This window comes from Bradyrhizobium sp. S3.7.6, assembly GCF_054061875.1.
The window spans coordinates 219,161-232,578 of sequence record NZ_JBSSEQ010000004.1 but is presented as its reverse complement, the minus strand read 5'-3'; the positions used below and the strand labels follow the sequence as shown (position 1 = coordinate 232,578).

Below are 13,418 nucleotides of genomic sequence, written 5' to 3'. Positions count from 1 at the left end.
AGGGCTCGCGCGGAGTATTTCTGTATGTACAATGCGCAACAATCCCATCATTGTGCAAAAATACGGCGGCACCTGTCTTGAAACGCCGGCAAAAATCCGCGCGGTCGCGAGCGGTCTCGCCGACCTGCGCAGGCGTGGTTATCGGGTCGTAGCGATCGTTTCAGCGATCGGCAAGACCACCGACGAACTTGTTAAGCTGGCCTATCAAGTAAGCCCGCATCCCAATCGCCGTGAACTTGATATGTTGCTAACCACCGGTGAGCGCATTTAATGAGCATGGCGCTGTCCGATCTCGGCGCACCGGCGATTAGTTTCACCGGCAGTCAAGCCGGAGTGATGACCGACGACTCGCACTCTTCCGCGCGCATTTTGGATGTGCGGCCGATTCGCGTGCGCGAGGAGCTCGACCGCGGACGCATCGTGGTTTTGGCCGGCTTTCAGGGCGTGAATCCGGCGACCAAAGAAATTACCACGCTGGGCCGAGGCGGCAGCGACACCACCGCGGTGGCCATGGCAGCTGCGCTAAAAGCCGAATGTTGTCAGATCATCAAAGAGGTCGATTGATCGCGCCGATGATTCGCCCGTCAATGTCGCGCAATGGCGCGACATTGACGCGCATCACCCATCGACGTCCATCGGGATTGCGCACCACGGCTTCGGCGCCCTCGAAGCTCTCCCCCGCCCGCACGGCGCGCGCCATCGGCGTTTCATGCGGCGGAATCAAAAGACCTTCCAGGGTTCGGAACCTTGCTGCGTCGCAGATTCATCAATCGCGCTTCTTGGGAAGCGCCGGGGAATTCAAAAAGATGGTTGGCATGGACCATTTCGGCGGACGAGCCTAGCAGAATGCGGATCCTGTTCGCGACACCCGAAGTTTCAGATTTCATCCAAGTTGGCGGCCTTGCGGCGGTATCGGCGGCTCTTCCTCGTGCCTTGCAGGACTTTGCGGACGTCCGCGTCATCATCCCGGGGTACCCCTCTGTTCTCAGCGGTCTGCACGACCTTAGAACCGTGGGACGATGCGAACCGTTTGCGGCCTTGCCCGGGTTTGCGATCGATTTGGGGCACACCGCCGACGGATTGACTTACTACGTCGTACGCTGTCCGGAGCTCTACGAGCGGGACGGCACGCCCTACGCCGACGCCGGCGGGGCCGATTGGAGCGATAACAACATCAGGTTCGCGACGTTTTCTTACGGAGCCGCCCAACTTGCCAGAGGGCTGGTCGACAAGGATTGGTCGGCCGACCTGGTCCATGCCAATGACTGGCAATGCGCGCTCATCCCCGGCTATCTGCAATGGCACTACGCGCACGTGCCGACCGTCTTTACGATCCACAATCTGGCCTATCAGGGCGTCTTTGACCGCAGCTCGCTTGCCCCTCTCGGCATTCCTGAGACGAGCTTCAAGGTTGCGTCGAGTTCTACAATCGACTGTCATTCATCAAAGCTGGCTTGGTCTACGCCTCTCACTTGACGACGGTTAGCCAGACCTATGCCCGCGAAATCACAACCGCCGAGTTCGGGTGCGGGCTCGAAGGTCTGTTGAAGCCGCGGGCCGACCGGAATCAACTTTCAGGCATCTTGAACGGGATCGACGAAAGCTGGGATCCGCGGACCTGCTCCTCGCTGCTCCAACCATTCGGAGCGGGCGATTGGGCCGAACGCTCGCTGAACGCCGAGGACGTCAGAGATCAATTCGGCCTCGCCGTATCAAGAGGCCCGCTGTTCGCGCTCGTCGCGCGTCTGGTTCATCAAAAGGGCGTCGATCTCGTGATCGAGAGCGCTCAGACGATTGTGGATGCCGGTGGCCAGAATCGTCGTCACTGGCAAGGGCGAGGCCCAGTTCGAGGCGGCTTTGCTCCAAGCGCAGGCGCGCGCGCCACATTCGATCGCAGTGAAGATCGGCTTTGACGATGCCGAAGCCCGCAAGATATTCGCCGGCAGCGACTTCACGCTCATGCCGTCGCGCTTTGAACCTTGCGGACTGAGCCAGATGTATGCCCAGCGCTTCGGCTCTTTGCCGATCGGCCATCGCACCGGTGGCCTTGCCGAAACCATCGTCGACGGGGAGACGGGCTTCCTGTTCGACCGGGCGTCGGCACTCGGCTTTCTCGGAAGTCTTTGCCGGGCCTTCTCGACTTTTGGCATGAAGGACCGTCTGGATCACATGCGCCGCTCGGCCATGTCTCAGGCCTTCAGCTGGGGCGCCTCGGCCAGGTCATACGCGGCTCTCTACAGGTCATCAATCTAGACCAGAAGACGGGAAGCGACCGATGAAGATCAGCCAAATCGCTCCTCTGGCCGTCAGCTGGCGTTGAACGCACTCGACGCCGACCTGACGTCTTCCCGCATTGTGCGGAACGGAACTATCGGGGAGCGGTTACCAAGACAGACAGGGAGTCGCCGTTATGCGTCGCTCGAAGCTCCAGCCGATCCGCAACAAGATTGACCTCGCCGATCGTATCCAAATGCGCCTCATCAAGAAGCGCCTGAAACTATCCGACGCGGAGCTGACTGCGATCGTCGGCCGGATCGGCAATTCGCTCTCCGCGACCAGCAAGGAGGCGGCGCTGCAAAGGGCATCGACCGTGCTGGCGGCACCAACTGAAGTGCCGCCCGCGGCTGTGATTGCTTCCAGAACGGGCGGCGAACAAGCCACAATCGAATCCGAGGCTGGAGCGCCCGCTTCTTAACGGGGTCGTCTTTGGGGGGACAATGGATCAACCGGCACATTCAGACGACGCTCTGACGCGGGCAGCCGCCAGTCTGCGCCGCTCCCGGATCACCGAGGGCAAACCTTTTCCGCTCGGCGCAACCTGGGACGGACTCGGCGTCAACTTCGCGCTGTTCTCGGCCCATGCCACCAAGGTCGACCTTTGCCTGTTCGACGACACCGGCGAAACCGAGATCGAGCGGATCGAGCTTCCTGAGTATACCGACGAAGTCTGGCATGGCTACCTGCCCGCGGCCCGTCCCGGCACCGTCTATGGCTACCGCGTGCACGGTCCTTATGAGCCCGACGCGGGACACCGGTTCAATCCCAACAAGCTGGTGCTCGATCCTTATGCAAAGCAATTGGTCGGACAACTGCGTTGGGGCCCGGAACTTTTCGGCTATCAGCTCGATCACGCCGACAAGGACCTGTCTTACGATGAGCGCGACAGCGCGCCCTCGATGCAGAAATGCCGCGTCATCGACCCGGCATTCACCTGGGGCTCAGCGCGCAAGCCCGAAACGCCGTGGGAGCGGACGATCGTCTATGAGATGCATGTCAAGGGTTTCACGCAGCAGCATCCGCTCGTGCCCGAGGCAGACCGCGGCACCTTTTCCGGGCTCTCACATTCGGAGGTGCCCTCCTATTTGCGATCGCTCGGTATCACCAGCACGGAATTGTTGCCCATTCATGGCTTTGTGGACGACAGCTACCTCGTCGAGAAAGGCCTGAGGAACTATTGGGGCTACAACTCCATCGGCTTCTTCGCGCCGGAGCCGCGCTATCTGAAGACGCCGTTCGCAAACGAATTCAAGGCCATGGTCAACCAGTTCCATGCTCATGGCATCGAGGTTATTCTCGACGTCGTTTACAATCACACAGCCGAAGGAAACGAGCTCGGCCCCACGTTGTCTTTCAAGGGCATCGACAACGTCAGCTATTATCGTCTGCTACCGGACAAGAAGCGCTACTACATCAACGACACCGGCACCGGCAACACGGTCAACCTCTCGCACCCGCGTGTACTTCAGCTGGTCGCAGATTCCCTGCGTTACTGGGCCACCGAGATGCGGGTCGACGGTTTTCGTTTCGACCTTGCGACCATCCTGGCGCGAGAACCATACGGCTTCGACGAGGGCGGTGGATTTCTAGATGCCTGCCGCCAGGATCCTGTGCTCTCGAGCGTCAAGCTGATCGCCGAGCCGTGGGACATCGGACCGGGCGGTTATCAGGTCGGCCAGTTTCCCCCAGGATGGGCGGAGTGGAACGACAAGTTCCGAAACACCGCACGCGCCTTCTGGAAAGGCGATCCAGGCACTCTCGCCGACTTCGCCAAACGTATTTCGGGATCTGGCGACCTCTTCAACAAACGCGGCCGCCGGCCGTGGGCCAGCGTCAACTTCGTGACCGCCCATGACGGCTTCAATCTCAACGACCTCGTCTCGTATAACGACAAGCACAACGAGGCGAATGGCGAGGACAACCGCGACGGCCACAGCAACAATCATGCTTGGAATTGCGGCACCGAGGGGCCGACGGACGATCCCGACATTATCGCGCTACGCGAGCGTCAGAAGCGCAATCTGATGGCCACGATGCTTCTCTCCCACGGCACCCCGATGCTGCTCGCGGGCGATGAATTCGGACACAGCCAGCACGGCAACAACAACGCCTATGCGCAGGACAATGAAACGACATGGCTCGACTGGATGGGCATCACCGCGAACGGTCGAAGTCTGCGGGAGTTCACACGAAAGCTGATTACCACGCGCAAGGCATTTCCAATTCTCTACCGAAGCCGCTTTCTGGTCGGCTCCCACAATGAAGAGCTGGACGTCAAGGACGTCACCTGGCTCTCGCCGTCGGGGGCGGAAATGACCAACGAGCAATGGCAGGACGGAAACGCCAAATGCTTCGGGATGCTGCTCGACGGGCGCGCGCAGGAGACGGGGATCAAGCGTCGCGGCTCGGATGCGACCATGCTGCTGATCTACAACGCGCACCATGACGTCGTGAACTTCATATTGCCGGCCGTCGCCGATGGACGAAACTGGCTGGGCCTGATCGATACCAATCAGCCCGAGGCGCAGATGCCAACCTTCAAACTTGGGCACACGTATGCTGTGACCGGGCGGTCCCTGGTTGTCTTCGGCCTGGCAACCGAGAACATTGCGACGCGACGTTTGCGGCAAGGGCTTGGAGCACTGCTGGACGTCGCGGAGGCCCCCCTGCCGGACTGACGTTGGAGCGTCGCAGGCCACCCGGGTTTGTGGGGCCTCGCCCTTCGATCGGCAACGACCTGAATTGCGATGTTCCACGCTCCTCACCCATGTGCGCTAGGAACGACGTGCGGCCTGACGAATTGGCTGGGGATCAGGCGGAGAAGCGGATATGGGCAATAGCGGCGTTGGCATGTTACTGGGCGACGTCTCGGTGACTGCGCTTTGGATGTGGTTCATCGGAGCGTTCATTCTGGGCGGCGTGATATTGTATGGCGTCTTGAGAGCGGGCCGGCTGCGCCGGAGCGAGCGTGCCCAGCTCGACAGGAACACCGAGGCAGCACAACACCGCGACGATCCGCAGAAGCGAGCGGCTCGCTAGGCTCTTTCGATCCAAGCGCTCGGTCGTTTGCTGCGGATGCGCCGAGCGGACAGGCCCGGAACCATGCGCTTCCGGCTACGATAACGTCAGTTGGCTGGAAATCCACCGCCGAGGCGCACCAAGATGTCTTGGGGGTGCAGATAGAGGTGACCCTTAACCGGTTCGGCACCCCACAAGGTCTCACCTTCAACCAGCGGGGGCCACAGCACAGCTTGCTCGGCGAAGTTCGCGACGATTTGCAGGATGTGCCCCCGAGCCTATACCACTGGACATTGAGACCACAGGCGCTCCCTTCTCGCGCATTGAGCAGTTCGGCTCGTGCCCGCACGACGCCCTCCTTGAGGAGGGGCACGATGTTCGCGCGTCGTATATCCAGAAGATCCCGCGTCAGCGCACGAAATCGACGGCTCATTTCGGACCGGTCTAGCGCCGGCCAGTCCAGTTTGGACGCCAAGAGTGTTTTGGGGCCGCATGGGTCCGGAATCCGGTCGCGCATTTCTGGTGCCGCGAATGCCGCGAAATGCGCGAATTCCTTGCGCCGGCCTTCGCGGGTGAGAACGGCAGCCTCGCCCGTCCAGTCGGCAAAGAACAGGAAGGGCGTCTCGGCCGCGGCCTCCTCGCCCATAAACAGCATCGGAATATGCGGACTGAGAAGCAGAAGGGCCATGGCTTGCTCAAGCTTCTCGCGGCTGACAAGCTTTGCCAATCGTTCGCCGAGCGCCCTGTTGCCCACCTGATCGTGATTCTGCGCGAAGAAGATGGTCGCCTCGGGCGGCAGATGAGCGCTCGGCTCGCCTCGCGGCCTGTCGTGCAACGGAAACACTTCGCCCTGATACGCAAACCCTTCCGTGAGTGACCTAGCCAGATGCTGAAGCGGTTGGTCGGCAAAGGCGCGGTAATATCCCTCGTTTCCCCGGTCAGCAGGACGTGGAGCGCGTTGTGGAAGTCATCTCCCCACTGCGCATCATAGAGGGTGGCGCGGCCGTCTTGGCGCTCGAGCAGGTGCGCTTCATTGGCCTCGTTTTCGAGCATCAGATGAACCTGGCGGCCGTTGACCTGTTCTCGAACGCTTTCCGCAAGTTCGACCAGGAAATGCCGTTCGGAACCGTCTTTCAACGCATGCACGGCATCGAAGCGCAATCCATCGAATCCGTAGTCGCGCAACCACATCAGGGCATTGTCGATCAGGAATTGACGCACAAATGCGCAGTGCTCGCCCTCAAGGTTGACCGCAGGACCCCAGCCGGTTGTGTGTCGATCGGAAAAGAAGTTTTGCGCATAGCTGTGCAGATAATTGAGCTGCGGCCCGAAATGATTATAGACCACGTCGAGATAAACCATCATGTCGCGCTGGTGAGCGGCTCGCAGTAGCCGCTTGAGATCTTCAGGACGCCCGTAGCGCGCATTGGGAGCATTGAGCAGGACGCCGTCATAACCCCAATTGTACCGGCCGGGGACATCATTGATCGGCATCAGCTCGATGGCAGTGATGCCGAGATCACGAAGGTAGTCGAGCCTTTTCTCCACTCCCGTGTACGTTCCTTCGTCGGAGAACGTACCAACATGCAATTCGTAGATGACCGCCTCTGACCAAGGCCGCCCGAGATAGGGATCGCCATCCCGCAAAGCGGAAATGTTGATGACCTCACTCGGTTTGTCGACATCATCGGGCTGAAAGAAGGACGCGGGGTCGGGAACCACGAGTTCGTCATTGATCCGGTATTGGTAGCGCGTTCCGGCATGAGCGGTGGGGCTCCAAGCTTGATACCAACCCTCCGCGTCGCGGGGCATTCGCCGCGGCGCCTGGCCGTTCTCGAGCAGCTCGACCGAGCCCGCGGATGGCGCCCAGAGATTGAAGGTCACACCGTGCCCGGTGATATGAGCCCCGTGCCGCCGCGGCTGCCCCGCGGCTCCAAGCTTCTCGATCAAGCTTTCCTCGCTGGCTTCTTGGTGGCGGATTTCTTTCTGCCGGCGACACGCATGTTGTCGACCAAGTTGGGGTAAGGACGCCCGGCGCGCTTTGCGGATCGCTTGGCAGACGCCTTTTCGGAAGGCGAGAGCCGCTTTGATTTCGTGACGGTCCTCCTGCGGGGATTTGGCTTCTTCCAGGGCGGTCGGGCGGCCATCGCGGTCGGTTCTCTGGTGGATTGGTGACGGTTGGCGCGGCGACTCGATCACCCGATACCAGCCGGATGCCATCTTCTCGCGTGAGCGTTCGGGTGCTACGACTTCGCCGTGCCAGGCTCCGCCATCTTTCGATGCTGCTTGGCCAGCACCTCATTGGGCGTGACGTTCGCGATCGTGGTCTGGAGCTTGTTCTTCATGCCGGTGACGACGTCGGACTCGCCGCTCATCATTGCGTCGAACCCGGCCTTCGCGACCTCATGCGCATCGTCCTTTTTCTCGGTGCCGACCTTGGTGTCCATCATGTCGGCGCGGCGGAAGAACTCGGTTTCGGTCGCTCCAGGCATCAGGCAGGTGACGGTGACTGCGCTGCCTCGAAGCTCCTCACGCAACGCGAAAGAGAACGAATCCAGGAACGCCTTACTGGCGTTGTAGACGGCCTGGAAACTGCCGGGCGTAAAACCGGCGATCGAACCCGTGATCAGAATACGTCCGGAATTGCGCCGGAGCATTTCGTTGCCCACGCGATGGATCAGATAGAGCGTTCCGGTGATGTTGGTGTCCACCAGACGCCTGATACGCTGGAAATCCTGGTCGAGAAAGGCCTTGCCGAGACCTATGCCGGCATTGGCCAGCAGCGCGTCGATCGGTCGGCTACCCACTGCGGCGCACAGCTTGTCGACCCCCTCGGTCGTCGCCAAATCCGCCTGCACGGCTTGCACGCTGCCGCCGAGGGTGCGGAGCTCCGCCGCAGCGCCTTCGATAGCGGTTTCGTCCGCCGCAATGATGAGATCGAAGCCAGATCCGGTGGCACATTTCGCAAGTTCCAAACCTATGCCGGTAGATGCTCCGGTGACCACGGCGAGTTGTCTGTCTGGCATGACCGTATCCTCGATTGGATTGATCTCGTCCAAATCGCTCTGCCACGCTGTCGTTCCTATTGATGCGCACGCTGTTTCCGATGCGGCGATTTCGCCGTCAGCAATAGCAACCATCGTTCTTCGTTCGACTTAGATGGCTCGTAGGACCTCGGAGGACAGACATGAAGGCGTTGGTTTGGCACGGCAAGGAAGACATACGGTGCGACACGGTCACCGACCCCGAGATCCAGGAGCCCCGCGATGCCATCATCAAGGTCACGAGCTGTGCGATCTGCGGCTCCGACCTCCATCTTTTTCACAATTTCATCCCGGGGATGCTGCCCGGCGATATCATGGGCCATGAGACCATGGGCGAAGTGGTCGAAGTCGGTGCCGGTGTCGACGGCAAGCTCAGAAAGGGCGACCGCATCGTTGTCCCCTTCACGATCATTTGCGGGGAATGCGACCAGTGCAAACGGGGCAATTTCTCGGTCTGCGAAACCACCAACCGCAAACGCTACCTCGCGGACAAGGTGTTCGGGCACACGACTGGCGGCCTGTTCGGGTATACGCACCTGACCGGTGGATATCCCGGCGGACAGGCCGAGTATCTGCGCGTGCCCTATGCCGACGCCACGCACATCAAGGTTCCATCTGGCATCCCTGATGAACAGCTGCTGTTTCTCAGCGACATCTTCCCGACCGGCTGGCAAGCTGCCGTGCAATGCGACATCGAGCCGACCGACACGGTTGCGATCTGGGGCTGCGGGCCGGTGGGGCAGATGGCGATCCGGAGCGCCATTCTGCTTGGGGCCAACCAGGTGATCGCGATCGACTGTCTGCCCGAGCGCCTCAGCATGGCGGAAGCCGGCGGGGCCACCACGATCAACTTTGAATCCGAGAGCGTGGTCGAACGGCTCAACGAGCTGACTGACGGCAAGGGTCCGGAAAAATGCATAGATTGCGCCGGCATGGAGTCGCACGTGATGGCGTCGCAGCCGGATACCCTGCTCGACCGTGCCAAGCAGATGGTGATGCTGGAAAGCGACCGGCCTCACGTGCTTCGGGAGATGATCTACGTCTGCCGTCCCGGCGGAATCATCTCGGTGCCCGGCGTTTACAGTGGTTTCTCCGACAAGTTGCCGATGGGCGCGTTCATGAACAAGGGCCTGACGATGCGAACGAGTCAGACCCACGTCAACCGCTGGACCGATGACCTGCTGCGCCGCATCGAAGAAGGAGAGATCGATCCGTCCTTCGTCATCACTCACACCGTCCCGCTCAGCGACGGACCTGAGATGTACCAGGTGTTTCGCGACAAGCGCGACTCCTGCATCAAGGTCGTCCTCAAGCCCTGAAGGAGCCGTCAAAGATGTTTCATTTCTCCAATATCGTACGCACCAAGGGCGACCCGAAAATCGTCGAGGGTGGACCGAGCCTGAAGCGGCCGGAAGACCAGCTCGCACGCGCGCTCGGCTGGTTCAGCATCGGCCTTGGCGTGTTCGAATTCCTTGCGCCGCGGCGCGTTACCGAGACGCTCGGCATGGAAGGGAGCGAGACCCTGGTCAGAGCGTTCGGCCTCCGGGAGATCATGGCGGGTATCATGTCGCTGTCGGTGGACAAGAATGCCGGTCTATGGGCCCGTGTGGGCGGTGACGGCTTGGATGCAGCTGCGCTCGTGTCAGGCTTGACAGCAGACAATCCCAAGAAGGGCAACGTCGCCTTGGCCCTTTTGATGGTCGGTGGCATTGCCGTCCTCGACTATCGAGCCGCCAAGGATACCAAACCCCGCCGGCCAGCGCGCGATGCAAGGCGAAAGCTCTATCCGAACCGCAGCGGCTATCCCCGCGGTATCGGGGGGGCGCGCAGTGCCGCAAGGCAGATCGCGCACGCCATGAAATCAAACTCGTAAACTTTCCATGCATTTCCTGAACGCATGAGGCACGACAGATCATTACCAGGCGAGACCCGAGCAGCCACGATGGAAGTGCCATGGTGGCGGGCCGCGACAATCTACGAGATCGCGCCGATCTCGTTTCAGGATTCCAATGGTGACGGCAAGGGCGACCTGCCGGGGTTGCTGTCGCGTATCGACTATTTGAAGTGGCTCGGCGTCGGTGCCGTGTGGCTGACGCCGATCTACAAGAGCCCCTTCCGGGATCTCGGCTACGACATCTCGGATTATTGCTCAATCGACCCCGCCTTCGGCACAATGGATGATTTCGACCACCTCCTCGGGAGACTGCACGAGGAAGGCATTCGGCTCATTCTTGACCTCGTCCCCAATCACACCGCCAACGACTATGCGTGGTTTGTCGAGCAGCAGCTCCCTTGAAAATGCGAAAGCGCATTGGTACATCTGGGCCGATCCCGCCGAGAATGGCGGCCCGCCCAACAATTGGTTGAGCCGCTTTGGCGGCAGCGCGTGGGAATGGTGCGAGGCGCGGCGGCAATATTACTACCAATCCTTCCTGGTCGAGCAGCCGGACCTCAACTGGCGGAATCCGGAGGTGCGTACGGCGATCTCCGATGTGATGCGATTCTGGCTCGATCGCGGCGTCGACGGCTTTCATCGATGCCAGCGCAGTCCTGATCAAGGACGAATTTCTCCGCGACAACCCGCCGAACCCGGATGGCGAGAAGAAAGCACCGCCGCAACGCCAAACATCCGTTTTCACCGACGATCGTCCGGAGACGATGCAATGTATCGAGGACCTCCGAAAAGTAATCGACGAATACCCGGGGCGGCTGCTGTGCGGCGAAGTGCAAGGGAAGACCGACCACATCGGCCATTTCTACGGAACCGATCGGCCCCGCCTGCATTTGCCCTTGAACTTCGCGCTACTCGATTCGCCCTAGGATGCGCTGTCGCTGCAGGCGGCGAATCGACGCGTACCTCAACGCCCTGCCCCCGCAGGCTTGGCCGGTCTGGGTTGTCGGGGGGCACGACAAGCCGAGGGTCGCAAGCAAGATCGGCGAAGCGCAGATGCGCATCCTGGCGATGCTGCTGATGACGCTGCGGGGGACGCCATTCTTCTATATGGGGGACGAGATCGGCCGCGAACGTGTAGCGATCCCACCGGACCGGGTGCGCGATCCCTTCGAGAAGCTGGTGCCCGGCTATGAACTGTGCCGGGATCCCGAACGCGCGCCGATGCGCTGGGACGACGGCACGAACGGCGGCTTCAGCGCCGGAGAGCCATGGCTGCCGCCCGGTCCGAGTGGCTCCAAGAATGTTACCGGGCAGCAACGCGACGATCGTTCAATTCTTTCGTTGTTTCGAGAGCTGATCGCTCTGCGCCGCGAGCAGCCGTGCTTGCGCGAAGGCGACCAGCAGCCGCTGCGTTCGCAGAACGATGTCCTGGCATTTAAGCGCGCGCGGGATCGAGATGAACTGCTGGTCTTGCTCAATAACGCGGCCGAGCCCCGGAAATGGTGCTGGCAGGGTCATGGCCGCCTATTGATGTCCACCCATCTCGATCGCCCGAAGCTGCCGCTATCCGGCGCCTCTCTCCTCCTCCGTGGCAGTGAAGGGGTGATCATTGCAGTCGAGCGGCGCTGAGAAGCGCAGGAACCATCGGCTTCGCAGAGAGTCTCACCAGAACCTCCGGCGTCCCGACCCCGCTGCCGGAGGTCAATTGGACGAAACCGCGACCCCGACCCTCGCCCCCCTTCCAGACGCCGGGATCAGCGGCGCGAACTTCGAGGTTGGCGATGGGCAAGACGAAAGATCTCACGCAAAGGATCGCCGGCAAGGCAAAGCAAGCCGTCGGTGAAATCGTCGGAGACCAGGATCTCCACGATGAAGGCAGGGAGCAGGCTGAGCGCGGCCACGATCACCTCGATAAGCCGAGCCAGATCAATCCCCTGAAGACGCTCAAGCAATTGACGTGACCGCCGTCGCGCCTCCAGAACCTTCATCGCCGGCCATTGGCGCCAGCACCGCGCCGCTTACGGCGTCGCGGAGACGTTCGCGCTGGGTCGCCGCCGCGGCTCTCGGTCTGATCAGCAGCACTTTCTCGACAATCGTCAGCCAGCTCTTTGCCGCGCGGCTCGGCCGTGATGCGGCCGTCGACTGGATGACCGTCGCCGCCATTCCGGCGCGCGACTTGGCACTCAGTGCGGAGCCGTCATGGACTGCGATCCTCACCGGCATCGCATTTCATCAATGGGCTGATTTCTCCTGGGCGCTGGTCTTCTTCGGCGCGCTCGGCCGCTGGACCGCCGACTTGCGGCCGCTGACCATTCTGGGACTGGCGCTGCCTTGGGCCGTATTTTCCTCAGCCATGGAATGGTTCGTGCTGGTGCCGCTGTTTCCGTTCTGGCAGCCGCTGTTCACGCTGCAGCAACCCTATTGGATCGGCCTCCTCGTTCACAGTTCGTCCGCCGTGATGTACCCGTTGTTCGCCCGGTTGCGATGGACATGGGGCCATACGCCTGCGCAAGACGAGCGTTTCACCAATGCCTGGGTCACGTTCGCCACGGTAGTGATCGTCATGCTTGGGACGACCGCCTGGTTCGGCAGTCATGGCTACGAGCTGCCCTGGATGGGCCGCGACAAGGATGCAGAGCAGAGCTACATCCGGCATATGACCACGCATCACGCTCAAGGCATCGAACTGGCGCGGGTTGCTGCGGAGCGCGCGCAAGACCCGCATCTGCGGAAGCTCGCGATGCTCATGGTCGCGAGTCAGGCGGGCGAGAACCGGATTTTCGAGAACTGGTGGTTGAGCTGGTTCGAAACCGAGATGCCGGACTGCAGCACCGCTGAACGTGCGGCCATGCCCGGCTTGCTGACACAGGCCGAGGTGCGCGACCTCAAATCAGCTCCGCCCGGAAATTTCGATTCAGTCTTCGTGGAACTGATGAGCAGGCATCACAGGGGTGCGGTGAAGATGGCCGATCAGATGTGGCAGAGCCGCAGCGATCCCCGCTTACGCGTCATGGCTCATGCCATTCGCCACGAGCAGCAGGGAGAGATTGCGCTGATGCAGCATCTGCGCGGTCCGGAAGCGGTCGCCGCGGCTTTCCACAACATGCTGGCAGACAACGTCAATTGAACTGGCTGTCATCGCCGATCATAGGTGACGGGTGTCCGCCGAAGCACTGATCCCACTT

At 61.2% G+C, this 13,418-nt stretch carries 12 protein-coding genes and 3 pseudogenes; 12 read left to right on the top strand and 3 right to left on the bottom strand.

Translation table 11 applies throughout. The annotated features are described in order from the left end of the window. Window positions 1-31 precede the first annotated feature (31 nt). Window positions 32-564: pseudogene (locus tag ACVJ5M_RS46475) on the top strand (amino acid kinase family protein). Here ACVJ5M_RS46475 and ACVJ5M_RS46470 read toward each other — a convergent pair. Further along, a complete protein-coding gene (locus ACVJ5M_RS46470; RefSeq protein WP_354098505.1) occupies window positions 548-724 on the bottom strand; it encodes a PAS domain-containing protein in 177 nt (58 codons plus the stop codon). The pseudogene ACVJ5M_RS46475 and the gene ACVJ5M_RS46470 overlap by 17 nt on opposite strands. Window positions 725-846: 122 nt before the next feature. Here ACVJ5M_RS46470 and ACVJ5M_RS46465 point away from each other — a divergent pair. From ACVJ5M_RS46465 to ACVJ5M_RS46445, 5 genes and pseudogenes are all read left to right on the top strand, one after another. Beyond that, window positions 847-1,913 (top strand): annotated as a pseudogene (locus ACVJ5M_RS46465) (glycogen/starch synthase). Further along, window positions 1,795-2,253 carry a glycosyltransferase gene (locus ACVJ5M_RS46460; protein ID WP_354100365.1) on the top strand — a complete coding sequence of 153 codons (459 nt, stop codon included), beginning with the start codon at window positions 1,795-1,797 and terminating at the stop codon, window positions 2,251-2,253. Before ACVJ5M_RS46465 ends, ACVJ5M_RS46460 begins: the two are co-directional and overlap by 119 nt. A gap of 157 nt (window positions 2,254-2,410) precedes the next feature. Continuing rightward, window positions 2,411-2,695: a hypothetical protein gene (locus tag ACVJ5M_RS46455; RefSeq protein WP_354100366.1), complete on the top strand. Its 285-nt coding sequence runs from the start codon at window positions 2,411-2,413 to the stop codon at window positions 2,693-2,695. 22 nt (window positions 2,696-2,717) lie between these two features. Next, the gene (gene glgX / locus ACVJ5M_RS46450) at window positions 2,718-4,955 is read left to right on the top strand and encodes a glycogen debranching protein GlgX (protein WP_354100367.1); all 2,238 of its coding nucleotides are present in this window, start codon (window positions 2,718-2,720) and stop codon (window positions 4,953-4,955) included. Window positions 4,956-5,106: 151 nt separating this feature from the next. Next, entirely contained in the window at window positions 5,107-5,316 is a 210-nt protein-coding gene (locus ACVJ5M_RS46445) for a hypothetical protein (RefSeq protein WP_354098507.1), read from the top strand. Between the two features lie 423 nt (window positions 5,317-5,739). Here ACVJ5M_RS46445 and ACVJ5M_RS46440 read toward each other — a convergent pair whose 3' ends face one another. Both ACVJ5M_RS46440 and ACVJ5M_RS46435 read right to left on the bottom strand, forming a co-directional pair. After that, complete coding sequence (locus tag ACVJ5M_RS46440; protein WP_354098508.1) at window positions 5,740-7,515, bottom strand: alpha-amylase family glycosyl hydrolase; 1,776 nt, start codon at window positions 7,513-7,515, stop codon at window positions 5,740-5,742. A 23-nt stretch (window positions 7,516-7,538) separates the two neighbouring features. Then, window positions 7,539-8,321: an SDR family NAD(P)-dependent oxidoreductase gene (locus ACVJ5M_RS46435; protein ID WP_354098538.1), complete on the bottom strand. Its 783-nt coding sequence runs from the start codon at window positions 8,319-8,321 to the stop codon at window positions 7,539-7,541. Window positions 8,322-8,482: 161 nt separating this feature from the next. Here ACVJ5M_RS46435 and ACVJ5M_RS46430 point away from each other — a divergent pair, with 161 nt between their 5' ends. The 6 genes and pseudogenes from ACVJ5M_RS46430 (at window position 8,483) to ACVJ5M_RS46405 (ending at window position 13,360) form a co-directional block, all read left to right on the top strand. After that, window positions 8,483-9,658, top strand: a complete 1,176-nt coding sequence (locus tag ACVJ5M_RS46430; protein WP_354098509.1) for a zinc-dependent alcohol dehydrogenase — start codon at window positions 8,483-8,485, stop codon at window positions 9,656-9,658. A gap of 14 nt (window positions 9,659-9,672) precedes the next feature. After that, window positions 9,673-10,212 carry a hypothetical protein gene (locus tag ACVJ5M_RS46425; RefSeq protein WP_354100368.1) on the top strand — a complete coding sequence of 180 codons (540 nt, stop codon included), beginning with the start codon at window positions 9,673-9,675 and terminating at the stop codon, window positions 10,210-10,212. 24 nt (window positions 10,213-10,236) lie between these two features. Next, a pseudogene (locus ACVJ5M_RS46420) lies at window positions 10,237-10,810 on the top strand (alpha-amylase family glycosyl hydrolase); the annotation flags it as partial. Window positions 10,811-11,160: 350 nt separating this feature from the next. Then, a complete protein-coding gene (locus tag ACVJ5M_RS46415) occupies window positions 11,161-11,862 on the top strand; it encodes an alpha-amylase family glycosyl hydrolase (protein WP_456679785.1) in 702 nt (233 codons plus the stop codon). A gap of 152 nt (window positions 11,863-12,014) precedes the next feature. Beyond that, window positions 12,015-12,194, top strand: a complete 180-nt coding sequence (locus ACVJ5M_RS46410) for a CsbD family protein (protein WP_085400086.1) — start codon at window positions 12,015-12,017, stop codon at window positions 12,192-12,194. After that, window positions 12,191-13,360, top strand: coding sequence for a DUF305 domain-containing protein (locus ACVJ5M_RS46405; RefSeq protein WP_456679784.1), 1,170 nt, complete (start codon window positions 12,191-12,193; stop codon window positions 13,358-13,360). Before ACVJ5M_RS46410 ends, ACVJ5M_RS46405 begins: the two co-directional genes overlap by 4 nt. Window positions 13,361-13,418 lie beyond the last annotated feature (58 nt).